Genomic DNA, 24,144 nt, shown 5'->3' with positions numbered 1-24,144 from the left:
CAACCCCCCCCCCACCGGCCCCGGGGGGGCCGGCCCGCTGCGGGGGGGGGCGACCCCGCGGACCGTGCCTAGGCCCCCCCACCCCCATACCACCGGGGGGGCCCCCTCAACCTTGGCGGGCGCCCCGCCCTGTGGTGCTCTGCCGATGCCTACGGTGCGCTACGCGCCCGCCGTCAGTTGTCGTCCTCGTCGATGAGGAAGCCGCGCATCGGGGACGGCGCCTGGCCCATCGGGGACGGGCCCTGCGGACGTACCGGTGCCATCGGCTGGGTCATCGCCGGCGTCATCTGCTGCTGGCCGCCGTAGGACGGCGGAACGGGGGACGGACCGCCCATGGGCTGGTTGCCGCCGTAGGACGGGGCGCTCGCGCCGGCCGGGGCCATGGAAGGCGCCGGGGACGGCGGGAGGGAGGCCGCGGCCGGGGTGCGCGGCGGCGCCAGGGAGTCGTCGGCCTGGGTCTCCAGCTGACGCAGCTGCGACTCCAGGTACGACTTCAGACGCGTGCGGTACTCGCGCTCGAAGCCGCGCAGGTCCTCGACCTTGCGCTCCAGCGTGGCGCGCGCGGACTCCAGGGAGCCCATGGCGACGCGGTGCTTCTCCTGCGCGTCCCGCTCCAGCGCGTCCGCCTTGGCACGGGCGTCACGCTCCAGACCCTCGGCGCGGCTGCGGGCCTCGCCGACGATCTTGTTGGCCTCGGAGCGGGCCTCGGCGATCGCCTGGTCGGCGGTCTGCTGGGCCAGCGAGAGGACTCGGGCGGCGCTGTCGCCACCGGGGCCCTGACCGGGGCCGCCCATCGGACCGCCCATGGGGCCGCCCATCGGGCCACCCATCTGCTGCTGCATGGGGGGCTGGCCGCCCATCGGGCCCTGGCCCATGCCCTGGCCCATCGGACCGCCCTGGCCCATCGGACCCTGGCCCATGGGGCCCTGGCCCATCGGGCCACCCTGGCCCATCGGACCCTGACCCATGGGGCCCTGGCCCATCGGACCGCCCTGGCCCATCGGACCAGGACCCTGCGGACCGCCCTGGCCACTGGGACCGGCCGGCAGCTGCGGGGCGCCGCTCGGCAGCTGCGGGGGGCCTCCCATGGGGCCACCCATCTGCTGCTGCGGCGGGCCCGATATGCCGGCGGGCACCGGAGCGCCGGGGCCTCGCATGCCCTGCTGCGGCATACCGCCTTGCTGCGGCATTCCACCCTGCTGCGGCATTCCACCCTGCTGAGGCATGCCGCCCTGAGGCATACCGCCCTGCTGATCCTGCGGCTCCGGAGGCTTGCGCATGTTCTGCTGGTTCTGGGCAGCCGCGCGCGTGGCCGCGGCCAGCTTGGCGCGCAGGTCCTCGTTCTCGCGCAGCAGGCGCGTCAGTTCGGCTTCGACCTCATCGAGGAAGGCATCGACCTCGTCCTCGTCATAGCCTTCTCGGAGGCGGACGGTCGTGAACTGCTTGTTCCGCACGTCCTCGGGGGTCAACGGCATCTCTTCACCTCAACGTAGTCGTCGGCATCGGCAAGACGGTAGGTCACATCGCTCATCACAGCCGACCAACGATCGCGATCAGGATGTAGACGATGATCATCAGTACGAAGAAGGACAGGTCGAGCGCCACGCCCCCGAGACGCAGCGGCGGGATGACCCGCCGCAGAAGCTTGAGCGGTGGATCGGTGACAGTGTAGGTGGCCTCAAGAACGACCACCATCGCCTTGCCGGGTTGCCATGAGCGGGCGAACTGGAACACATAGTCCATGACCAACCGGAATAGCAGCACGATGAGGAAGCACATCAGCGCGATGCGAATCACATCCAGGAACACGCTCATGATCCGTGCTTCCCTCTCCCCTGTCCCATGCCTTGTACCGGTATCGCGTCTCAGCTCTGGTTGAAGAACCCGCCCTCTGCGATGCGGGCCTTGTCCTCCGCCGTGACATCGACGTTAGCAGGCGACAACAGGAACACCTTCTGCGTCACCCGCTCGATGCTGCCGTGAAGACCAAACACCAAACCAGCCGCAAAGTCGACAAGTCGCTTCGCGTCTGTGTCATCCATCTCAGTCAGATTCATGATCACCGGGGTGCCCTCACGGAAGTGTTCCCCGATGGTACGGGCCTCGTTGTAGGTCCGGGGGTGAAGCGTGGTGATCCGGTAAGGCTCTCGTTCCGACACGACCTTGGGCATGATCACCGGTGCGCTCTTCTCCATGCTTGCGCGTTCTTGTGTGATGGACGCCACGGGGGCGATACGCGCCGGGCGTCCCGATTCCGCGGCTAGCGAAGCGGAATGCGACACCGGTTCACGGGGTGCCGACGGCTGTACCACTCGTACCGAATCGTCCCTTTGGGACTGGTGTGCGCTGTGGGACTGGTGTGACGGCTCATGCCGTCGGTGGTCCCGTTCGGGCTCCGGGTCCAGTTCGGGCTCGAAGTCGTCGTCGGGGTCGAATCCGCGGCCGTCGTACCCATCGTCCTCCACGAGGCCGAGGTAGACCGCCATCTTGCGCATCGCGCCGGCCATGCTCTGAGTCCTCCGCTCTGTGGTGGATCGGTGACGACTGCCAAGTCCCGCGATCCACGTGGCCGTTGTGCCCGTAATGGGCGGCATTGACCATATTTTCTGCTGTGGTCCGACTTCTTGGCGACGTTACCCGAGCCTGGGGCGGACGCCGAGTACCGCGGTGCCGACGCGCACATGTGTCGCCCCGGCGGCCACGGCTTCCTCAAGGTCCGCACTCATCCCTGCAGAGACCATGTTCGCAGCCGGATGGGCTCGGCGCAGGTCGGTCGACAAATCCATCAACCGCTCGAACGCCGCTTGTTGGCGCCCCGCGTACTCCCCGGTGAGCGGCGCGACGGTCATCAGTCCGCCGAGCCGCAGTCCCGGCGCCCCGGCGACGAGGTCGGCCAACTCTTCGATTCCGCCCGGCGCCACGCCGCCGCGCTCACCCCTTCCGCTCGCACCCGCGTCGAGCGCGACCTGGAGCAGACACCCCACTTCACGCCCGGCCCGCACCGCCTCCTTGGACAGTGCCTCGACGAGCTTGGAACGATCGACGGACTGGACGATATCCGCGTAACCCACCACGGATCGCACTTTGTTGGTCTGCAACTGGCCAACAAAGTGCCAAGCAAGGGGCAGATCGGCGCATGCAGCAGCTTTGGGGGCGGCGTCCTGGTCCCGGTTCTCGGCGACATGGCGCACGCCGAGTCCCGACAGGATCCGTACATCGCTCGCCGGGTAGGTCTTGGTGACCACGATCAGGGTCACCTCCTCCCGCTTGCGCCCGGCCGCCGCACAGGCGGCGGCGATGCGCTCTTCCACTTTCGCCAGATTTGCGGCGAGTTCGTTCTTACGGTCCGTCATGTCCCATCAGTCCAGCCACACATAGCCCGCGAGCCGCCCGGTGGTGCGGTCGCGACGGTACGAGAAGTGATCGCCCGACTCCAGCGTGCACACCGGCGACTGCGCCCGGTCGAGCACCCCGGCGCGTGCGAGCTGTGCGTGCACACCGGCGCTCACGTCGACCGCCGGAGTGCCCCAGCTGGTCTCGGCGTGCGCCGTCGGCTCGGCCTCGGCCACTTCGGCGCGCATCGCCTCCGGCACCTCGTAGCACCGTCCACAGACGGCGGGGCCGGTGCGGGCGACGATCCGGGCCGGGTCGGCGCCGAGCGACTCCATGGCGTCGATCGCGGCCGGCACGATCCCCTTCACCATGCCCGGCCGTCCGGCATGGGCGGCGGCGACCACGCCGGCCACCGGGTCGGCCAGCAGCACCGGCACGCAGTCGGCGGTCAGCACGGCGAGGGCGAGCCCCCGGGTCGCGGTCACCAGGCCGTCGACCGGCGGGGTCTGCCGGGTGGTCCAGGGCTCCTCGACCTCGGCGACGAGATTGCCGTGCACCTGGTTCATCCAGACCACCCGGCCGGGGTCCAGGCCGAGCGACTTGGCGGCGAGTTCCCGATTGGTCCGCACCACGTCGGGGTCGTCGCCGACCGCCCCGCCCAGGTTGAGCTGCTCGTACGGAGCGGCGCTCACCCCGCCCCACCTGTCGGTGAAAGCGAAGTGCGCGCCGCTCACGGTTTCGCGCTGTCCTATCACGACTGAAGGATCACTTGAGAAAGTCCGGTACGTCCAGTTCCTCGGCCGCGCTGTCCGTGTAGGAGCGCGACGGCGGGACCGGCGGGGCGACCGGGATGTCGGCCACCGGCTCGGGCGCCGGCTCCGGCTCCTCCTTCGGGGTCACGCTGCCGAGCGAGCCGAAGGACGGGCGGGACTCGGGCTGCCGGGCCGGAGCGGGCTCGTCGCGGCGGGCCGAGGACGAGGACGAGCCGAGCACGGTGTCCCGGCGGGCCGGGGGCTGGCCCCCGTCGAAGCCGGCCGCGATGACCGTGACGCGGACCTCGTCGCCGAGGGCGTCGTCGATGACCGCGCCGAAGATGATGTTGGCCTCGGGGTGAGCGGCCTCGCTGACCAGCTGGGCGGCCTCGTTGATCTCGAACAGGCCGAGGTCGGAGCCGCCGGAGATGGAGAGCAGGACGCCCCTGGCGCCGTCGATGGAGGCCTCCAGGAGCGGCGAGGAGATCGCCATCTCGGCGGCGGCCACCGCGCGGTCGTCACCACGGGCAGAGCCGATGCCCATGAGGGCCGAACCGGCCTCGGACATGACGGACTTGACGTCAGCGAAGTCAAGATTGATCAGGCCGGGCGTGGTGATGAGGTCGGTGATGCCCTGGACACCGGAGAGCAGGACCTGGTCGGCCGACTTGAACGCGTCGAGGACCGAGACCTGGCGGTCCGAGATGGAGAGCAGCCGGTCGTTGGGGATGACGATGAGGGTGTCGACCTCTTCGCGGAGTTCCGCGATGCCGTCCTCGGCCTGGTTGGCGCGGCGCCGGCCCTCGAAGGTGAAGGGGCGGGTGACCACGCCGATGGTGAGGGCGCCCAGCGAGCGGGCGATGTTGGCCACGACGGGGGCGCCGCCGGTGCCGGTGCCGCCGCCTTCGCCGGCCGTCACGAAGACCATGTCGGCCCCCTTGAGGACCTCCTCGATCTCCTCGCGGTGGTCCTCGGCGGCCTTGCGGCCGACGGCCGGGTTGGCGCCGGCGCCGAGTCCCCGGGTGAGTTCACGGCCGACGTCGAGCTTGACGTCGGCGTCGCTCATCAACAGCGCCTGTGCGTCGGTGTTGATGGCGATGAACTCGACGCCCTTGAGGCCGACCTCGATCATCCGGTTGATGGCATTGACACCACCGCCGCCGACACCGATGACCTTGATGACTGCGAGGTAGTTCTGCGGTGCTGCCACGTCGAAGGCCTCTCGCCTCGAATTACGTTGCCGTCGCCATGCGATGCCCGCGTGGGACGGCAGATGCCGATTGGGACGGTCCGTAGCGCCGACCCGAACCCTAACCCTGAAGTTTAGGGTTACCAGTGTGTCTGTTCCCTGGAGTCTTCTGAACAGGACACTAAGTCGACAAGTGGCGCGCGTTCAACGAACACGCCGAACCTCCCGTTTTTCTTTTCACCCTATGTGATCAGCCGTAGCAGTGCCCAACCCGGGTGCTGGCCTGCGCAGATGTGCGTCAACTCGCCGATGACGCAGGGGCGGTGGGAACACTCACGTCGAAGTGCCGCGCACCGGAAGCGGCTTTCATGAGAGCGGTGAGCGTACGCGCCTTGGCGGCGCCGTTCTCGGCACTGCCCCACTCGACGGTGCGGCCGCCGCCCAACTCCAGCGTGATGTCGTCATAGGAGCGGACCTTGAGGGTCCGGGTGTCCCGGCGGACGGCGGCCGGAATGTCACCCGCGACAGCCACGGCTTCCCGCACCAGCCGCTCGGTGCCGAAACGGCGCAGGCTCGCGGTGGCCGAACCCGACCGGGACAGACTCAATTCCAGCGCCGGAGCGCCTTTCGGCGCCTGCGAAACCGTCGCGAACCGGACGCCTTCCTTGTCCACTTCGGTGAACTTTCCGCCCTTTTCGATGAGCAGAACCGGAGTCCGCTCGGTCACTTTCAGCCCGATTCCATGGGGCCAGGAACGGACGACGTCAATCTCGTCAATTCGGGGCAGTTTCCGGCGCAGTCGGGCCTCGATGCCGTCGGTGTCGACGGAAATCAGCGGCGCGCCGACGGGGACGCCGGCCGCCTCCAGCACCTCCTCCGGCGTCAGAACGGCCGTACCGGAGACGGAGACATGCCGGACGCGCAGCCACGGGGAGCCGTACAGCAGCCAGACGGAGCCGGATCCCAGGAGCACAACGACCAGAACCAGAATGACGATCGTACGAAAGCGGCGGTTCCTCCATCGCCGGGCGGGCGGCGGGCCGGACGACTCCTGCTGGCGTTCACCGCGCTCGGCGGTGGTCGGTCCGGCCACGCTGCTCACTTGCCTTTCGTCGTACGGCCTAACGGCTTGAGGCGATCGCCTCGTACACCATCCCGACGAGCAGGTCGTCGGCGTCCCGGCGGCCGAACTCGCTTGCCGCGCGGGACATCTCGTACAGCCGGTGCGGGTCGGCGAGCACGGGCAGGACGTTCTGCTGCACCCACTCCGGGGTGAGTTCCGCGTCGTCGACCAGCAGACCGCCGCCGGCCTTGACCACCGGCTGGGCGTTCAGCCGCTGTTCGCCGTTGCCGATGGGCAGCGGGACATAGGCGGCCGGGAGCCCGACGGCGGAGAGCTCGGCGACGGTCATCGCACCCGCACGGCAGAGCATCATGTCGGCCGCGGCGTACGCGAGGTCCATCCGGTCCAGGTAACTTACCGGGATGTACGGGGGCATCCCCGGCATCTGGTGCACCTGCGGCAGTTCGTTCTTAGGGCCGACCGCGTGCAGGATCTGGATGCCGGCCTGCTGGAGCCAGGGGGCGACCTGCTGGATGACCTCGTTGAGACGGCGGGCGCCCTGGGAGCCGCCGGAGACCAGCAGCGTGGGCAGGTTGGGGTCGAGGCCGAAGCGGTGCCGGGCCTCGGGGCGGGCGGCGGCGCGGTCCAGGACGGAGATGGAGCGGCGCAGCGGGATGCCGATGTAGCGGGCGTCGCGCAGCTTGCTGTCCGGGGTGGAGACCGCGACCCGGGCGGCGTACCGGGAGCCGATCTTGTTGGCGAGGCCGGGACGGGCGTTGGCCTCGTGGATCACGATCGGCACGCCGAGGCGCTTGGCGGCGAGGTAGCCGGGCAGGGCGACATAGCCGCCGAAGCCGACGACGCAGTCCGCCTTGGTGCGCTCCAGGATCTGCTCGGCCGCCTTGATGGTGCCGCGCAGCCGGCCCGGGACGGTGATCAGTTCAGGCGTGGGCCTGCGGGGCAGCGGCACCGCCGGGATCAGGGCGAGCTCGTAGCCGCGCTCGGGTACCAGCTTGGTCTCCAGGCCGCGCTCCGTGCCCAGGGCCGTGATCCCCACGGTGGGGTCCTGCCTGCGCAGGGCGTCCGCGAGGGCGAGCGCGGGCTCGATGTGGCCGGCGGTCCCCCCACCAGCGAGTACGACATGCACCGAAATTCACCGCTCTCCGGACGAGCGCGCCACCGGGGCGCGCCGTCGCATCGTGTTCCATCTCCGAGGGCCCCGAGGACTCCCAGCTCCCCGCTTTCTACCAAAGCGAGGTTGCCGCGCCGCAAGCGCCGCCCGCGCAGCGGGCTCGTCGCGCGCGAAGGCGATCAGCAACCCGATGGCGAACATGGTCGGCAGCAGGGCGGAGCCTCCGTAGGAGAACAGCGGGAGGGGGACACCGGCGATCGGCAGCAGGCCGAGCACCGCACCGATGTTGATCACCGCCTGTGCGGTGATCCACGTGGTCACGCCTCCCGCGGCGTACCTCACGAAGGGGTCCTCCGTGCGTCCGGCCACGCGGATACCCGCATAGCCTAGAGCCGCGAAGAGGGCCAGTACCGACAGCGTCCCCGCCAGGCCCAGTTCCTCACCGGTGACGGCGAAGATGAAGTCGGTGTGGGCTTCGGGCAGTTGGCCCCATTTTTCCACACTCGCGCCGAGTCCGGAGCCGAAGAGTCCGCCGGAGGCCAGGGCGTAAATGCCATGAACCGCCTGCCAGCAGTCGGCGACGCCGGTCTTGGGCTCGGTGGCGCCGATGCAGGCGAGCCGGGCCATCCGGTTGGGGCTGGTCTTGATAAGGATCACACCGAGCAGGCCGGCGATCGACAGCACCCCGGCGAACAGCCGGGTCGGCGCCCCCGCCAGCCACAGCAGGCCGAACAGGATCGCGGTCAGGATGATCGCCGTACCCATGTCGCCGCCGAGCATGATCAGGCCGAGCAGCAGGAAGCTCGCCGGGACCAGCGGCACCAGCATGTGCTTCCACTGGGTCAGCAGCCGCTTGTCCTGTTTGCGCGCCATCAGGTCGGCGCCCCACAGCACCAGGGCGAGCTTGCCGAACTCGCTGGGCTGGATCTGGAAGGAGCCGCCGAGGGAGATCCAGTTCTGGTTGCCGTTGACCGACATCCCTATCCCGGGGATCTGCACCAGGGCCATCAGGAAGACGGCACCAGCGAGGATCGGGTAGGCGAGCGCCCGGTGCAGTTTCACCGGCATGCGGGACGCCAGGAACAGCAGCACGCCCCCGATGCAGGCGGCCAGGAACTGTTTGCGGAAGAAGAACGAACCCGGCAGCGACATCTGCAGCGCGGTGATCTGGGAGGCCGAGTAGACCATCACCAGGCCCAGCACGATGATCAGCAGGCTGCCGCCGAGGATCAGGTAGTACGCGGTCAGCGGCCGGTCCCAGGCCCGGTGCAGGCGCGTGTGGAGCCGCCGCAGCGGATTGTCCCGCGGCGTACGGGCGGCGGCGGGCCTGCGGACTGCTCGCTGCACGGGCGGTCGGCCGGTGCGGCTACCTGGCATCAACGCCTCCGCTGAACGTCGACCGTCCCACGCGTCCCTCCCAAGGTCGCCCGGCAGGCGGCCGGGTCAGGCGCCGAGTTCGCGAACAGCCTGGGCGAACGCGTCACCGCGCTTGTTGTAGTTGGCGAACATGTCCATGGAGGCACAAGCAGGTGCCAGGAGCACCGTGTCTCCGGCAACGGCGAGTCGCCGCGCCTCCTGCACCGCCGCGAGCATCGCCCCAGTGTCGGTCCGGTCGAGGTCGACGACGGGTACTTCCGGCGCGTGTCGCGCCAGGGCGTCCCGGATGAGGGCGCGATCGGCGCCGATCAGCACCACGCCGCGAAGTCGCTTTGCCGACTTGGCGACCAGTTCGTCGAAGGTCGCCCCCTTCGCCAGACCGCCCGCAATCCATACGATCTGCTCATATGACGCCAACGAGGCTTCCGCCGCGTGCGTGTTGGTCGCCTTGGAGTCGTCGATGTACGCGACCCCGTCCACGTCGGCCACGTGCGCGATGCGGTGGGCGTCCGGGGTGAAGTTCCGCAGCCCGTCCCGTACGGCCGTGGCGGGCACCCCGAAGGCGCGCGCGAGGGCCGCCGCGGCCAGGGCGTTGGCGATGTTGTGCGGGGCCGGCGGGTTGACGTCGGAGACCTCGGCCAGCTCCTGGGCGTTCTGCTGCCGGTTCTCGACGAAGGCGCGGTCGACCAGGATGCCGTCGACGACACCGAGTTGGGACGGCCCCGGGGTGCCGAGGGTGAAGCCGATGGCCCGGCAGCCCTCCTCGACGTCGGCCTGCCGCACCAGCTCCTCGGTGAGCTTGTCGGCGACGTTGTAGACGCAGGCGACCCGGTTGCCCTCGTAGATACGGCCCTTGTCGGCGGCGTAGGCCTCCATGGAGCCGTGCCAGTCGAGGTGGTCGGGGGCGAGGTTGAGCACGGCCGCGGAGTGGGCGCGCAGAGAGGGCGCCCAGTGCAGCTGATAGCTCGACAGCTCCACCGCGAGGACGTCGTACTCCTCGTCGCCGAGGACCGTGTCGAGCAGCGAGACGCCGATGTTGCCGACGGCCGCCGTACGCAGGCCCGCGGCCTTCAGGATCGACGCCAGCATCTGGACGGTGGTGGTCTTGCCGTTGGTGCCCGTGACGGCGAGCCAGGGCGCCGCATCGGGGCCGCGCAGCCGCCAGGCGAGCTCCACGTCGCCCCAGATGTCGACGCCGGCTTCACGTGCCGCCTGGAACAGCGGCTTGTCCGGCTTCCAGCCGGGCGCGGTGACGATCAGCTCGGTGCCCTCCGGCAGGGTCGCTCCGTCGCCGAGGCGCACGGTGATGCCGAGCGCCTCCAGCTCCGCGGCCTGGGCACGCGCGCGTTCGTCGTCGCCGTCGTTGACGACCGTGACGATCGCCCCGCGCGCGTGCAGCACCTTCGCCGCCGGGACGCCGGAGACGCCGAGCCCGGCGACGGTGACGTGCGTGCCGTGGAATTCCGGGGACACCGAGGAGGTCACTTGTCCGCTGCCCATCCCGCATAGAAGAGGCCGAGTCCGACAATCACGCAAATACCCTGGATGATCCAGAAGCGGACCACCACAAGTACCTCGGACCAGCCCTTGAGTTCGAAGTGGTGCTGGAGTGGCGCCATCCGGAAGACGCGCCTTCCGGTGAGCCGGAAGGAGCCGACCTGGATGACGACCGACATGGTGATGAGGACGAACAGGCCGCCCATGAGGGCGACGAGGAGTTCCGTGCGGGACAGGATCGCGAGGCCGGTGAGGACACCGCCGAGCGCGAGCGAACCGGTGTCGCCCATGAAGATCTTGGCCGGCGAGGTGTTCCACCACAGGAAGCCGAGGCAGGAACCCATCAGCGCGGAGGCGATGACCGCGAGGTCCAGCGGGTCGCGGACCGTGTAGCAGGCGTTGGGGTTGGTCAGGGTCATCGCGTTGGCGCAGGACTCCTGGAACTGCCAGACGCCGATGAAGGTGTAGGCGCCGAAGACGAGTACGGAGGCGCCGGTGGCGAGACCGTCCAGACCGTCCGTCAGGTTCACGCCGTTGGACATCGCGAGGATCATGAACAGCGCCCAGACCACGAACAGCACCGGGCCGATGGTCCAGCCGAAGTCCGTGATGAAGGACAGCTTGGTGGACGCCGGGGTGTTGCCGATGGCATCCGGGAACTGCAGCGAGAGCACCGCGAAGGAGATGCCGACGATCAGCTGGCCGGCCATCTTCGCCTTGGCCCGCAGCCCCAGCGAACGCCGCTTGACGATCTTGATGTAGTCGTCCAGGAAGCCGACCAGGCCCATCCCGCACATCAGGCCGAGCACCAGCACACCCGAGTAGGTCGGGGCGTAGCCGGTGATCACCTTGGACAGGAAGTAGGCGGCGACCGTCGCCAGGATGAAGGCGATACCGCCCATCGTCGGCGTACCGCGCTTGCTGGCGTGCTCGCGCGGGCCGTCGTCACGGATGTACTGGCCGTAACCCTTGCGCGCGAGGAGCTTGATCAGCAGCGGGGTGCCGATCAGGGTCAGGAAGAGACCGATGACGCCCGAGAAGAGGATCTGCTTCATCATCGGGCATCAACACCCTCGGCACCGCTCTGGAGGAGCGCCTGGGCAACGCTCTCCAGGCCCACCGACCGTGATGCCTTCACGAGGACGACGTCCCCCGGGCGCAACTCGCTGCGCAACAGGTCGACCGCCGCCTGTGCGTCGGACACGTGCACCGACTCCTCACCCCACGAACCCTCGTTATATGCGCCCAGTTGCAGCCAGGAGGCTTCTACTCCCCCGACCGCGACGAGCTTGCCGACATTGAGCCGGACGGCGAGCCGTCCGACCGCGTCGTGCTCGGCGAGCGCCTCGTCCCCGAGCTCGGCCATCTTGCCGAGCACCGCCCACGTACGCCGCCCCTGGCCCATGGCCGCGAGCGCGCGCAGCGCGGCTCGCATGGACTCGGGGTTGGCGTTGTAGGCGTCGTTGACGATGGTCACGCCGTCCGGGCGCTCGGTGACCTCCATACGCCAGCGGGAGAGGGAGCCAGCCTCGGAGAGCGCGGTGGCGATCTCTTCCGCGGACATGCCCAGCTCATGGGCGACGGCGGCCGCGGCGAGCGCGTTCGACACGTGGTGCTCACCGTACAGGCGCATGGTCACATCGCTTGCACCGGAGGGTGTGTGAAGGCTGAACGCGGGCTGTCCCGTGTCCGTGAGTCGTACGTTCTCGGCGCGTACGTCCGCTTCGGCCGACTCTCCGAAAAGGACCACCTTCGCCTTGGTACGGGATGCCATGGCCCGCACCAGGGGGTCGTCCGCGTTGAGGATCGCGGCGCCGCCGTCCTCGGCCGGGGGCAGGGCCTCCACCAACTCGCCCTTCGCCTGGGCGATCTGCTCACGGCCGCCGAACTCGCCGATGTGGGCGGTACCGACGTTGAGGACCAGGCCGATCCTCGGGGGCGTCAGATCCGTCAGGTAGCGGATGTGGCCGATGCCGCGGGCGCCCATCTCCAGCACCAGGAACTTCGTCTCCTCGGTGGCGGACAGGGCGGTCAGCGGCAGCCCGATCTCGTTGTTGAACGAGCCGGGCGTGAACACGGTCGGTGCCTTGGTGCGCAGCACCTGGGCGATGAGGTCCTTGGTGCTGGTCTTGCCGGCCGAGCCGGTGAGGGCCACCAGAGTCGCGCCGAGCCGTCGTACGACATGGCGGGCGAGGGCGCCGAGGGCGGTCTGGACGTCGTCCACGACGATCGCGGGCACGCCGACGGGGCGGGACGCCAGCACGGCGACCGCGCCCTGCCCGACGACCTGGGCCGCGAAGTCGTGGCCGTCCACGCGCTCGCCCACGAAGGCGGCGAACAGGCTGCCGGGGCCCGCCTCACGGGAGTCCCGGACGACCTCCCCGGTGACCTGGACGGACGGATCCGGTATGTCGTGCGTCTGCCCGCCGACGACTGCTGCGATCTCGGCGAGGGAGAGGGCGATCACAAGTTCATCCCTGGGTCTTCTGGATAGCTTCGCGAAGCACCTGGCGGTCGTCGAAGGGACGAACCACGCCGGCGATGTCCTGGCCCTGCTCATGGCCCTTGCCGGCGACCAGCACGGTGTCGCCGGGGTGGGCGCGGGCGACGGCCGCGGCGATCGCGGCGGCCCGCTCCTCGAAGAGGAGCACCTCGCCGCGCTCGTGGGCGGGCACCGTGGCGGCGCCTTCGAGCATGGTCGCGAGGATGGCGAGCGGGTCCTCGGAGCGGGGGTTGTCGGAGGTCAGTACGGCCGTGTCGGCGAGCCGGGCCGCGGCGGCGCCCATCGGGGCCCGCTTGGTGGTGTCGCGGTCGCCGCCGCAGCCGAGGACGATGTGCAGCCGGCCCTTGGTGACCTTGCGCAGGGCCTTGAGGACCGATTCGACGGCGTCCGTCTTGTGGGCGTAGTCGACGACCGCGAGGTAGGGCTGTCCGGCGTCCACGCGCTCCAGGCGGCCCGGGACACCCGGGACGGCGGCGATGCCGTCGGCGGCCGTCTGCGGGTCGAGGCCCGCGGCGGCCAGGGCGACGACCGCGGCGAGGGTGTTGGCCACGTTGAAGGGGCCCGGCAGCGGCGACTTGGCGGCGATCCGGACGTCCCCGGGCCCGACGACGGTGAACGTCGAGTCCATCGGGCCGATATGGACGTCCGCGGCCCGCCAGTCGGCGTCGGGGTGGCCCTCGGCGGAGTAGGTGACGACCGGGACGCCGGCCTCGCGGGCGAGTCTGCGGCCGTACTCGTCGTCGACGTTGACCACCCCCCGTTTGCTGCGTTTCGGGGTGAAGAGCTGCGCCTTGGCCCGGTAGTAGTCCTCCATGCCGGAGTGGAACTCCATGTGTTCCGGGCTGAGGTTGGTGAAGACGGCGATGTCGAAGACGCAGCCGTCGACCCGGCCGAGGACCAGGGCGTGGCTAGAGACCTCCATGGCGACGGCCTCGACGCCACGCTCGCGCATGACGGCGAACAGGGCCTGGAGGTCGGTGGCCTCGGGGGTGGTGCGCTCGGACTTGATGCGCTCGTCGCCGATGCGCATCTCGACGGTGCCGATGAGTCCCGTGCTGCGCGTGCTCTTCAGGCCGCCCTCGACCAGGTAGGCCGTGGTGGTCTTGCCGGAGGTGCCGGTGATGCCGATCTGGAGCAGGTCGCGGCCCGGGTGACCGTAGATGGTGGCCGCGAGTTCGCCCATCCGCGCGCGCGGGTCGTCGACGACCAGGACCGGCAGGCCGGTCGCGGCGGCGCGTTCGGCGCCCGTCGGGTCGGTCAGCACGGCGACCGCGCCGAGGCCTGCGGCCTGGGCGACGAAGTCGGCGCCGTGCAGCCGGGCACCCGGCAGGGCGGCGTACACGTCACCGGGGCGGACCGCGCGGGAGTCGTGGGTGATGCCCGTGACCTCCACCGCGTTGTCCGCGGTGTCCGGGACGGCGGCACCCAGCTGATCGGCGAGCTCCGCGAGGGGTGTGGCGGAGACCTGAACCGGCCTGGGCGGCCCCGGATATGTCACGGAAGCGCCCTTCTGGGTGGTTTGGGACTGATCAGCATGTGGCACGGCGGTGAGCGTACCGGGCGCACTCGCTCCGGAGCGAAGTGAGGGGCTCGGGGCCCGGTGGTTCCCGGGATCGGGGGTGATCGTTGTCACGGGCTCGTTCCTGGTGGTCTTTCCGGAAAACTGGGGCGCTGATCAGGGCTTGTAGTCGACGGGCAGGTTCGCCGCCTTGGCGCCGGTCGGCGGGATCTGCAGGGTCTTGAGGGCGAACTCCATCACCTGCTTGTAGATCGGGCCGCAGATCTGGCCGCCGAAGTAGCTGCCGGCGGTGGCGTTCTGGATGGCGCAGTAGACGGTGATGCGGGGGTTGTCCGCCGGCGCGAACCCGGCGAACGACGAGGTGTAGCCGCGGTATCTGCCGGTGGCCGGATCCACTCGGTTGGCGGTGCCGGTCTTGCCCGCGACGTTGTAGCCGGGGATGGCGGCCTTGGCGCCGGTGCCCTGCTCGTCGTCCACGACGGACTCCAGCATCTGGGCCAGGGTCTTGGCCGTCTTCTCACTGACCACGCGCGACTTCTTGGGCTGCGCGGCCGGGGTGAAGCGGCCGTCGGCGCCCTTGGCCCCGCGCACCAGGGTCGGATCGACCCGGACTCCGCCGTTGGCGATGGTCGAGTAGACGGAGGCCGCCTGCATGGCGTTGATGGAGAAGCCCTGTCCGAAAGGGATCGTGTACTGCTGCGAGGTCGACCACTTGGCCGGGGCGGCCAGGATGCCCCGGGTCTCGCCTGGGAAGCCGAGCCCGGTGTAGCCGCCGATGCCGAACTTGCGCAGATACGAGTAGAGGACCTGGTTGGCCTGCTCCTGGGTCTTGCCGAGCTGGCCGGTGGCGAGGATGGTGCCGATGTTGCTGGACTTGGCGAGCACGCCGTTGAGCGTGAGGTACCAGGTCGCGTGGTCGATGTCGTCCTTGAAGAGCCGGTCGCCGCGGTGCAGCCGGTTGGGCACCACCACATGGGTGAGCGGGGTGGCCGCGTTCTCCTCCAGGACGGCCGCCATCGACATCACCTTGGCGGTGGAGCCGGGCTCGTAGGCGTCCTGGAGGGCCGCGTTGCCCATCGCGGCGGCGTCGGCCGTCGACAGGTCGTTCGGGTCGAAGCCGGGCGAGTTGGCCATCGCCAGGATCTGCCCGGTCCTGGTGTCCTGGACGACCACGTAGCCGCGGTCCGCCTTGGACTTCTCGACCTGCTCGGTGATGGCGTTCTGCGCGGCCCACTGGATGTCCCGGTCGATGGTCAGCTCGACGTCCGAGCCGGGCACGGCCGGGGTCTCCGTGGAGCCCGCGGTGGGCACCTCACGGCCGCCGGACTGGGCGTAGCGGATCTTGCCGTCCTTGCCGGTCAGCTGCTTGTCGAGCTGCTGCTCGATACCGCCGCCGCCCTTGCCGTCGGCGTTGACCCAGCCCAGTATCCCGGCGGCCAGGTCGCCGTTCGGGTACACGCGCTGGCTGCTGGGGTCGGCGAAGACACCGGCGAGCACGTTGACGGCGCCGCTGTCGGTGTCGGCCTTGTTGGTGAGCGCGGTCTTCAGGTCCTTGATCTGCTTCCAGACCTGCGGGGTCTGCCGGGCGGCGAGCCGGACGTAGCGCAGGTCCCTGTTCTCGGGCCGCAGCAGCTTGACGAGGTCGGCCTGGTCCTTGCCGAGGATCGGGGCGAGCAGCGCGGCGGCCTGCTCGGGGCCGTCGTCCACCTTGAGCTGCTTGCGGGTGAACATCGTGGGGTCGGCGGTGATGTCGTACGCGTCCTCGCTGATCGCCAGCGCCACGCCGTTGCGGTCGGTGATCCCGCCGCGCTCGGCGGCCAGGGTGTGCACGACGTACCGGTTCTGCTCCGCCTTGGCGGCGTACGCGCTGGCGTCGACGGCCTGCACCTGGAGCAGCCGTCCGACGAAGACCAGCAGCACCAGGGTCAGGGCGAAGCCGACCATGCGCAGCCGGGGGCGGGGGCTGCCGAGCCGCAGTGCGGGCGGGGGCGGAGGGCGCCGCACCGTCGGGCGGCGGACCGGGTGGGCGCCGGGGCCCGGCTGGCGGCGGACGGCGCCCCTGGGCTCACGGGGGCGGGGCGGCTTGGCGGGGCCGGGCACGCGGCGGCGCGGCGGTTGCCTTTCTCCCGAAGTGTCTGGCACTTCCGTCACCTGCCGGGGGTCGTGGTCGGGGTCGTCACGGGCGTGAGTGCCGGCGCCGGGGCCGTCACCGGTGTGGTGACCGGCGTGGGTGTCGGTGCGGTCACCGGAGCGGAGACGGCCGGCGTCGGTACGGCGACGGACGGCGTGCCGATGGCCTCGGGAGCGGGCGGCTGGGTGGTCCCCCGCAGAGCGGCGGGGCTGGGGACGCCCTTGACGGTGCCGTCGGAGCCTAGGAAGGCCGGGTCGCCGCCGGGGACCATGCCGAGCTCGCGGGCCCGGCGCTGGAGGGCGTCGGGAGCGGAGTAGGCGTCGATGTCCCGCTGCAGGGCCTGCTCCTCGTCGGTGAGGTTCTTGGTCTGCTTCTGCAGGTCGTCGAGTTTGAACGAGCCCTCGCTGAGCGCCGAGTTCAGCACCAGCAGGCCGATCAGGCCGCCGCCGAGCAGCAGGACGACCAGCAGGACGAACGGGGCGCGGGCGGCCTGGTTGGCCCGGCCGACCGGAAAGAGCCGGGCGAGCCGGGCGGCCCGCCCTTTCAGCTCGGGTTTCCTACTCACGTGTCCTCCGGTGGGTCCGGAAACCCCGCGTGCTCACGCCGCTCATTCGATGGACTCCCTGATGCGCTGGGCCCCTCGAAGACGCGCGGGGGCGGCCCGGCGGTTCTCGGCGACCTCTTCCTCGGTGGGAAGTTCGGCACCGCGCGTGAGCAGCTTGAGCCGGGGCTGGTACTGCTCGGGCACGACCGGCAGCCCGGGGGGCGCGGTGGTGGCGGCACCGGCCGCGAACACCTGCTTGACGAGGCGGTCTTCGAGCGAGTGGTACGACAGTACGGCGATCCGGCCGCCGACCGCGAGGGCCTTCACCGCGGCCGGGATCGCCCTTTCCAGGACGGCCAGTTCGCCGTTGACCTCGATGCGCAGCGCCTGGAAGGTGCGCTTGGCCGGGTTGCCGCCGGTGCGCTTGGCGGCCTGCGGCAGGGAGTCCCGGATCAGCTCGACGAGCCGGGCGCTGTTGCTGAACGGCTCCTTCTCGCGTTCCCGGACGACCGCCGAGACGATCCGCTTGGCCTGCTTCTCCTCGCCGTACGCGAACAGGATGCGCACGAGGTCGCCGGCCGGGTAGGTGTTGAGGACCTCGGCGGCGCTGATGCCGGTCGTCTGGTCCATGCGCATGTCCAAGGGCGCGTCCTGGGCGTAGGCGAAGCCGCGGTCCGCCTCGTCGAGCTGCATGGAGGAGACACCGAGGTCGAACAACACGCCCTGCACGCGCGCGATGCCGAGACGTTCGAGTACCCCGGGCAGCTCGTCGTACACGGCGTGCACCAGGGTGGCGCGGTCGCCGAAGGGGGCGAGGCGTTCGCCGGACAGGCGCAGCGCCTCCTTGTCGCGGTCCAGGGCGACCAGCCGGGCCTCGGGGAAGCGGGTCAGCAGCGCCTCGCTGTGGCCGCCGAGGCCGAGGGTGCAGTCGACGACCACGCTGCCCGGCGCCTCCAGGGCGGGTGCCAGCAGGTCCAGGCACCGCTGGAGCATCACCGGGACGTGTCGGCTCCCGCCCTCCGGTCGCCCGCCACCGCCCTTGTTCGGAAGCGCTTCGCGCCCTTGCATTCTTGGGGGCCTCTCAGGTCCGCGCAGGAGATACGCACCGCCGGGTCCCCGCCCGCTCGGTACGCGCACCGCGCACGTGGGGAGACGGTCCGGACGCCGTGCCGGGGTCTCCAGGGGATTTCACCAGCGGGGAGAGCCTCGCCTCCCGCTTCGCGTCACTTTAGTCCACCGTGTCGCCCGGTCAATCAACCGGCCTGCGCGGCGCGTACGGCATGGCGGCGGGGATCACGATTGGAAAGGAATCACCCGTACGGCCCTGGTTTGCCCTCCGTGTGGGTTAGCTCACAACAAGCCACGATGGCGTTCTTTGTGCCGTCTCACAGCAGGCTCCGACCGCCCGTGACCAGTACCGTCGTGTCTATGACGACTTCCGCAGCAGCTCCCACTGGATCCGAAGGCGCCATAACCGCCGGCGGCACCGTGACGGACCGCCTGGTCGACGCCAACCATACGTACGCGGCCGCCTTCACCGACCCCGGCATGGACGCCCGGCCCGTGCTGCACGTGGCCGTGGTGTCCTGTATGGACGCCCGTATCGACCTGCACAAGGCGCTCGGCCTGCACCTCGGCGACTGTCACACCATCCGCAACGCCGGCGGTGTGGTCACCGACGACGTGATCCGCTCCCTCACCATCAGCCAGCGCAAGCTCGGCACCCGCAGCGTGGTCCTCATCCACCACACCGGCTGCGGCCTGGAGGCCCTCACCGAGGACTTCCGCACCGAGCTGGAGATGGAGGTCGGCCAGCGCCCGGCCTGGGCGGTGGAGTCCTTCCGGGACGTCGACCAGGACGTACGGCAGTCCATGCAGCGGGTGCGCACCTCGCCGTTCCTGCTCCACACCGACGACGTACGCGGCTTCGTCTTCGACGTCCGCACCGGTCTGCTGCGCGAGGTCGACCCGGCCTGAGCCGACAGGCTCCGACGGACCGCCCGCCCCGAAAACCACCGCCGTACCCTGTCAGGACGCTGTCGAATACACGGCCGAAAGGCCGCAAGACCGACATAGTGCGGGCAGTTGTCCACAGGCGAGTGACACGAATCGGTAACGGCAGCAAGAATGCGGTGTGGGACGTCGCGCGGAACTATTCACGCGTGGTGTCCGTGTTTCGGGGTGGGCCGGTTCCGCTGACAGAGCGCCGGCCCGGGCAATGAAGGGCCGAGGAGGGCCGGGTGACGACCTATGACGATCGAGCGAGCCTTACTGATCTGACCGCCACTGTGGAGCGGGTCCGCAGTTCCGTGGAGGGTGTGATCGAGGGCAAGCCCGAGGTCGTACGGCTTTCGCTGACCGTACTGCTGGCCGAGGGACATCTTCTGATCGAGGACGTCCCCGGCGTGGGCAAGACAATGCTGGCTAAGGCGCTGGCGCGGTCCATCGACTGTTCGGTGCGACGCATCCAGTTCACGCCCGACCTGCTGCCGTCGGACATCACCGGCGTGTCCATCTGGGACCAGCAGCGCCGGGACTTCGAGTTCAAACCGGGCGCGATCTTCGCCCAGATCGTGATCGGCGACGAGATCAACCGCGCCTCGCCCAAGACCCAGTCCGCGCTGCTGGAGTCGATGGAGGAGCGGCAGGTCACCATCGACGGGCAGACCTATGAACTGCCCAGCCCGTTCATGGTGGTGGCCACCCAGAACCCGGTCGAGATGGAGGGCACCTACCCGCTGCCGGAGGCCCAGCGCGACCGCTTCATGGCCCGCGTCTCGGTCGGCTACCCCAGCGTGGAGGCCGAGTTGCAGATGCTCGACATCCACGGCGGGGCGAGCCCCCTGGAGGACCTCCAGCCGGTGGCGCACGCACACGACATCGTGAAGCTCGTCGAGACCGTGCGGGGCGTCCATGTCGCCGAGACGGTCCGGCGGTACGCGGTGGACCTGGTCTCCGCCACCCGTACCCACCCCGACCTCAGACTCGGCGCCTCCCCGCGCGCGACGCTGCATCTGCTGCGCGCGGCGAAGGCGTCCGCCGCCCTGAGCGGCCGGGAGTACGCACTGCCGGACGACGTGCAGGCGCTCGCCGTGGCGGTGCTGGCCCACCGGCTGCTGCCCACCGCCCAGGCCCAGCTCAACCGGCGCACCGCGGAGCAGGTCGTCCAGGAGATCCTGCAGCAGACCCCGGTACCGGCGGCCTCCCGGCAGCAGAGCGGCTTCGGCGGTCTGGGCCAGGGTGTGCCGGCGTATCCCCAGCAGCCGCCGCGGAGTCTGTGATGAGCGCCCCGGCGGAGGCCGACCGCGAGGAGGCGGGCGGCATCCGCACGGCTCTGGCCGGGCTGACCACCCGTGGCCGTTCCTTCCTGGCGGCCGGCATCGCGGCGGTGATCTGCGCGTACATACTCGGCCAGAGCGATCTGCGCCGGGTCGGGCTGCTGCTCGCCGTGCTGCCGCTGATCTGCGCGGCCGTGCTCTACCGCACCCGCTACCGGGTGGCCGGCAGCCGCCGGCTCTCCCCCTCGCGGGTGCCGGCCGGCAGCGAGGCCCGGGTCCATCTGCGGATGGACAACGTCTCACGGCTGCCCACCGGCCTGCTGATGCTCCAGGACCGGGTGCCCTACGTCCTCGGCCCGCGCCCGCGCTTCGTCCTGGACCGGGTCGAGCCGGGCGGCCGCCGGGAGGTCTCCTACCGGGTCCGCTCGGACCTGCGCGGCCGCTATCCGCTGGGCCCGCTCCAGCTGCGCCTGACCGACCCGTTCGGGATGTGCGAACTGACCCGGTCCTTCTCGACGTTCGACACCCTGACCGTCATCCCGCGCGTGGAGCCGCTGTCGCCGATCCGGCTCGGCGGCGAGGCGAAGGGGTACGGCGACGGGCGGCAGCGCTCCCTGGCCCTGGCCGGCGAGGACGACGTGATCCCGCGCGGCTACCGGTACGGCGACGACCTGCGCCGGGTGCACTGGCGCTCCACCGCCCGCTACGGCGAGCTGATGGTGCGCCGCGAGGAGCAGCCGCAGCGCGCCCGCTGCACGGTGCTGCTGGACACCCGGGGCATCGCCTACGAGGGCGCGGGCCCCGACTCGGCGTTCGAATGGGCGGTCTCCGGCGCCGCCTCGGTCCTCGTCCACATGCTCGAACGCGGCTACTCGGTCCGGCTGTTGACGGACACCGGCAGCGCGGTGCCCGGTGAGGGCGCCGACGGCTTCGCGGGCTCCGGCCAGGACTCGGCGGACGCGGCCGGGCTGCTGATGGACACCCTGGCCGTGATCGACCACTCGGACGGCGCCGGCCTGTCCCGGGCCTACGACGTGCTGCGAGGCGGGAACGAGGGACTGCTCGTGGCCTTCCTGGGCGACCTCGACGAGGAACAGGCGGCGATGGCCACGAAGATGCGCCAGCGCAGCGGCGGTGCCGTCGCCTTCGTCCTGGACCCGGGCACCTGGGTGCGGGAGCCCACCGACGTGCCCGCGCCGGGCAACGCCCACGAGGAGGGGCTGCGATTGCTGCGCGAGTCCGGCTGGACGGCGGTCGGCGTGCCGCGCGGCGCCCTGCTTGCCGAGCTGTGGCAGCAGGCCGACCGGGAGCGCCTCTCGGTGGCCGCGGCGGGCGGGGAGGCCCGGTGATGAGCGGACGGGCCCGGCTGGCCCTGACCGCGGCGGCGGCGACGCTGATGGCGTCCTGTGCCCTGCTGCCGCTGGTCTCCCCGAGGACCTGGCTGTTCCAGGCGGCCTTCCTGGTGGCGATCCAGACCGGCGTGGGCGCGGCCGCGCGCCGGGTGCCGCTGGCCCGGCCGCTGACCGTGGCCGCGCAGGCCCTGGTCACGCTGCTGATGCTGACTCTGGTGTTCGCCCGGGGCCACGCCGTCGCCGGGCTGATCCCCGGCCCGGACACCTTCCGCTACTTCGCCGACCTGCTTCAGCAGGGCTCCGAGGACGTCAGCCGGTATGCGATACCCGCGCCGCTGTCGGACGGCATCCGCCTGATGCTGATCGGCGGGGTACTGATCGTCGGGCTGATCGTGGACACCCTCGCGGTGACCTTCCGCAGCGCGGCCCCGGCCGGACTGCCGCTGCTCGCGCTGTACTCGGTGGCGGCGGGCCTGTCCGACGAGCGGACCGACTGGATCTGGTTCCTGGTGGCGGCGGCCGGCTATCTGCTGTTGCTGCTCGCCGAGGGCCGGGACCGGCTCTCGCAGTGGGGCCGGGTGTTCGGCGGGGTCGCGCGTGCCCCGGGCGGCCAGGAGAGCGGCGCGGTGGCCCCGGTGCGCACCGGACGCCGGATCGGCTTCGCGGTGCTGAGCGTGGCCCTGTTCGTGCCGATCGTGATGCCCTCGATCCAGGGCGGTCTGCTGGAGGGCACCGGGAACGGCGTCGGCGTGGGCAACGGGAACGGCGGCACGATCTCCGCGGTCAACCCCCTGGTGTCGCTGCGGGACAGCCTCAACGTGGACGAGGACCGTCAGGTGCTGTCCGTACGGACCAGCACCGCCGACGTCTCCGACCTGTATCTGCGGATCGTCTCCCTGGACGACTTCGACGGCACCACCTGGAAGCCGGCCCAGCGGCACATCACCGGCGTCCCGGACACCTTCCCGACCCCGGCCGGCCTGGGCGGCGACATCAAGCGGGCGACGGTGCGGACCACGATCTCGGCCGCCGACTGGTACGCCCAGGACTGGCTGCCGATGCCGTACCCGCCGAGCGGCGTGAAGATCGCCGGCAGCTGGCGCTACGAACCCGTCGGGATGACGCTGGTCGGCGACCACGGGCAGAACACCCGCGGTGAGACCTACCAGGTCACCAGCCTGGACGTGCAGCCGACGGCGGAGCAGCTGGCCGCGGCGCCGGAGCCGACGGCCGCCATGAAGAAGGAGTACACCAAGGTGCCCTCCTCGCTGCCGTCGGTGGTGGCGCGGACGGCCCAGGATGTCACCGCGGGCTCGACGAACCACTACGAGGAGGCGGTCAAGCTCCAGGACTACTTCGCGGTGAACGGCGGCTTCCAGTACGACACCCAGGTGCAGGTCGGCCGGGGCGAGGGCGCGATCGCGAACTTCCTGAAGCAGAAGCGCGGTTTCTGCGTGCACTTCTCCTTCGCGATGGCCACGATGGCCCGGACGCTGGGCATCCCGGCCCGGGTCGCGGTGGGCTTCGCGCCCGGCACCCTGCAAGCCGACGGCACGGTCTCGGTGGGGCTCAAGGACGCGCACGCCTGGCCGGAACTGTACTTCGAGGGCGTGGGCTGGACCCGGTTCGAGCCGACCCCGACCCGGGGCACGACGCCGTCGTACACCGTCTCGGACACCCCCGGCTCCTCGGTGCCGGACCAGACGCTGCCCTCCACGGGCGCCTCGGCGGCTCCGTCGCCCTCGGCCTCGGCGAGTGAGAGCTGCACGGCCCAGCTGCGCAAGCAGGACGTCTGCGCGAGCGCGTCCGCTGCGGGCGCGGTGACGGACGGCGACGGAGGCGGGCCGTCGTTGCTGTGGCTGCTGGGGCCGCTCGGCGGTATCGCCGTGGTGGCGCTGGTGCTGTCACCGATGCTGTGGCGGCAGCGGGTGCGGTCGAAACGGCTCGGTTCGTACGCGCGGACCGCGGAGGGCATCGCGGCGCACACACTGGCGGTCTGGCAGGAACTGATCGACACGGCATGGGACTTCGGCATCCTGCCGGACGAGTCACAGACCCCGCGCGGGACGGCCGCCCGGATCGTCCGCCTGGGCCGTCTCGACACGGAGTCGGCCGCTTCGGCGCACCGGGTCGCGGACGCGGTCGAGCAGGTGCTGTACGCGCCGCAGCCGCGGCTGACGCCGGGGATCGCGGACGACGTCCGCCGGGTGGCGCTCGGACTGGACGGCCCGGCGAGTGGCCCCACCCACTTCAGGGCGCTGCTCCTGCCGAGGTCGGCCGTGCGCGTGCTGTGGGCGATGTCGGCCGGGTGGGCGCGGCTGCGGGGGCGGGTGGCGGCCTACCGGCCGACCCTGCGGAAGCCGTCGGGGCAGCAGGGCTGAGGACCGGCTGCCCGGAGCGTGCCCGAGAGGACACGACTGAGGGGTGACCACCCACTGGGTGGTCACCCCTCAGTCGTACTTGAAGCTCAGTCG

20 protein-coding genes are annotated in these 24,144 nt (G+C 70.8%); 4 read left to right on the top strand and 16 right to left on the bottom strand.

The features are described from left to right. Positions 1-173: 173 nt before the first annotated feature. The 16 genes from ACFWXC_RS21790 to rsmH form a co-directional block, all read right to left on the bottom strand. Positions 174-1,475, bottom strand: a complete 1,302-nt coding sequence (locus ACFWXC_RS21790) for a DivIVA domain-containing protein (protein ID WP_384480983.1) — start codon at positions 1,473-1,475, stop codon at positions 174-176. Positions 1,476-1,530: 55 nt separating this feature from the next. Continuing rightward, positions 1,531-1,815: a YggT family protein gene (locus ACFWXC_RS21785; RefSeq protein WP_351695260.1), complete on the bottom strand. Its 285-nt coding sequence runs from the start codon at positions 1,813-1,815 to the stop codon at positions 1,531-1,533. 50 nt (positions 1,816-1,865) lie between these two features. Further along, entirely contained in the window at positions 1,866-2,507 is a 642-nt protein-coding gene (locus ACFWXC_RS21780; protein WP_384480980.1) for a cell division protein SepF, read from the bottom strand. Positions 2,508-2,633: 126 nt separating this feature from the next. Beyond that, positions 2,634-3,353 (bottom strand): YggS family pyridoxal phosphate-dependent enzyme, encoded by a 720-nt coding sequence (locus ACFWXC_RS21775; protein WP_384480978.1) that lies wholly within the window; start codon positions 3,351-3,353, stop codon positions 2,634-2,636. A 6-nt stretch (positions 3,354-3,359) separates the two neighbouring features. Further along, positions 3,360-4,088 carry a peptidoglycan editing factor PgeF gene (gene pgeF, locus ACFWXC_RS21770; RefSeq protein ID WP_384480976.1) on the bottom strand — a complete coding sequence of 243 codons (729 nt, stop codon included), beginning with the start codon at positions 4,086-4,088 and terminating at the stop codon, positions 3,360-3,362. Between the two features lie 10 nt (positions 4,089-4,098). Continuing rightward, positions 4,099-5,295, bottom strand: coding sequence for a cell division protein FtsZ (gene ftsZ, locus ACFWXC_RS21765; RefSeq protein WP_384480974.1), 1,197 nt, complete (start codon positions 5,293-5,295; stop codon positions 4,099-4,101). 277 nt (positions 5,296-5,572) lie between these two features. Further along, positions 5,573-6,367 carry a cell division protein FtsQ/DivIB gene (locus tag ACFWXC_RS21760; protein ID WP_384481239.1) on the bottom strand — a complete coding sequence of 265 codons (795 nt, stop codon included), beginning with the start codon at positions 6,365-6,367 and terminating at the stop codon, positions 5,573-5,575. A 28-nt stretch (positions 6,368-6,395) separates the two neighbouring features. Then, on the bottom strand, positions 6,396-7,484 hold the full coding sequence (gene murG / locus ACFWXC_RS21755; RefSeq protein ID WP_384480972.1) for an undecaprenyldiphospho-muramoylpentapeptide beta-N-acetylglucosaminyltransferase: 1,089 nt from the start codon (positions 7,482-7,484) through the stop codon (positions 6,396-6,398). A gap of 6 nt (positions 7,485-7,490) precedes the next feature. After that, positions 7,491-8,846 carry a putative lipid II flippase FtsW gene (gene ftsW, locus ACFWXC_RS21750; protein ID WP_384480970.1) on the bottom strand — a complete coding sequence of 452 codons (1,356 nt, stop codon included), beginning with the start codon at positions 8,844-8,846 and terminating at the stop codon, positions 7,491-7,493. Between the two features lie 66 nt (positions 8,847-8,912). Next, on the bottom strand, positions 8,913-10,346 hold the full coding sequence (murD, locus tag ACFWXC_RS21745) for a UDP-N-acetylmuramoyl-L-alanine--D-glutamate ligase (protein ID WP_384480968.1): 1,434 nt from the start codon (positions 10,344-10,346) through the stop codon (positions 8,913-8,915). Next, entirely contained in the window at positions 10,328-11,398 is a 1,071-nt protein-coding gene (mraY, locus tag ACFWXC_RS21740) for a phospho-N-acetylmuramoyl-pentapeptide-transferase (protein WP_384481237.1), read from the bottom strand. The genes murD and mraY overlap by 19 nt, the downstream gene beginning before the upstream one ends. Beyond that, positions 11,398-12,810 (bottom strand): UDP-N-acetylmuramoyl-tripeptide--D-alanyl-D-alanine ligase, encoded by a 1,413-nt coding sequence (gene murF, locus ACFWXC_RS21735; RefSeq protein WP_384480966.1) that lies wholly within the window; start codon positions 12,808-12,810, stop codon positions 11,398-11,400. The genes mraY and murF overlap by 1 nt, the downstream gene beginning before the upstream one ends. A 4-nt stretch (positions 12,811-12,814) precedes the next feature. Further along, entirely contained in the window at positions 12,815-14,479 is a 1,665-nt protein-coding gene (locus tag ACFWXC_RS21730; RefSeq protein WP_384480964.1) for a UDP-N-acetylmuramoyl-L-alanyl-D-glutamate--2,6-diaminopimelate ligase, read from the bottom strand. Between the two features lie 42 nt (positions 14,480-14,521). Beyond that, a complete protein-coding gene (locus ACFWXC_RS21725) occupies positions 14,522-16,507 on the bottom strand; it encodes a peptidoglycan D,D-transpeptidase FtsI family protein (protein WP_384480962.1) in 1,986 nt (661 codons plus the stop codon). 5 nt (positions 16,508-16,512) lie between these two features. Continuing rightward, positions 16,513-17,061: a septum formation initiator family protein gene (locus tag ACFWXC_RS21720; protein ID WP_384480960.1), complete on the bottom strand. Its 549-nt coding sequence runs from the start codon at positions 17,059-17,061 to the stop codon at positions 16,513-16,515. A 42-nt stretch (positions 17,062-17,103) separates the two neighbouring features. Next, positions 17,104-18,108, bottom strand: a complete 1,005-nt coding sequence (gene rsmH / locus ACFWXC_RS21715; protein WP_384480959.1) for a 16S rRNA (cytosine(1402)-N(4))-methyltransferase RsmH — start codon at positions 18,106-18,108, stop codon at positions 17,104-17,106. Positions 18,109-18,405: 297 nt separating this feature from the next. Between rsmH and ACFWXC_RS21710 the strand changes: the two genes are divergently transcribed. The 4 genes from ACFWXC_RS21710 (at position 18,406) to ACFWXC_RS21695 (ending at position 24,051) form a co-directional block, all read left to right on the top strand. Then, positions 18,406-19,017 carry a beta-class carbonic anhydrase gene (locus tag ACFWXC_RS21710; protein WP_384480957.1) on the top strand — a complete coding sequence of 204 codons (612 nt, stop codon included), beginning with the start codon at positions 18,406-18,408 and terminating at the stop codon, positions 19,015-19,017. A 263-nt stretch (positions 19,018-19,280) separates the two neighbouring features. Further along, the gene (locus tag ACFWXC_RS21705; RefSeq protein WP_384480955.1) at positions 19,281-20,321 is read left to right on the top strand and encodes an AAA family ATPase; all 1,041 of its coding nucleotides are present in this window, start codon (positions 19,281-19,283) and stop codon (positions 20,319-20,321) included. Then, the gene (locus tag ACFWXC_RS21700; RefSeq protein WP_384480953.1) at positions 20,321-21,667 is read left to right on the top strand and encodes a DUF58 domain-containing protein; all 1,347 of its coding nucleotides are present in this window, start codon (positions 20,321-20,323) and stop codon (positions 21,665-21,667) included. The genes ACFWXC_RS21705 and ACFWXC_RS21700 overlap by 1 nt, the downstream gene beginning before the upstream one ends. Continuing rightward, positions 21,667-24,051 (top strand): DUF3488 and DUF4129 domain-containing transglutaminase family protein, encoded by a 2,385-nt coding sequence (locus ACFWXC_RS21695; protein WP_384480951.1) that lies wholly within the window; start codon positions 21,667-21,669, stop codon positions 24,049-24,051. The genes ACFWXC_RS21700 and ACFWXC_RS21695 overlap by 1 nt, the downstream gene beginning before the upstream one ends. Positions 24,052-24,144 lie beyond the last annotated feature (93 nt).

This window comes from Streptomyces sp. NPDC058683 (assembly GCF_042716195.1).
In the GTDB taxonomy this organism is placed as follows: Bacteria; Actinomycetota; Actinomycetes; order Streptomycetales; family Streptomycetaceae; genus Streptomyces.
The sequence above is the reverse complement of the archived record's forward strand: the minus strand, read 5'-3'. Positions and strand labels throughout refer to the sequence as shown.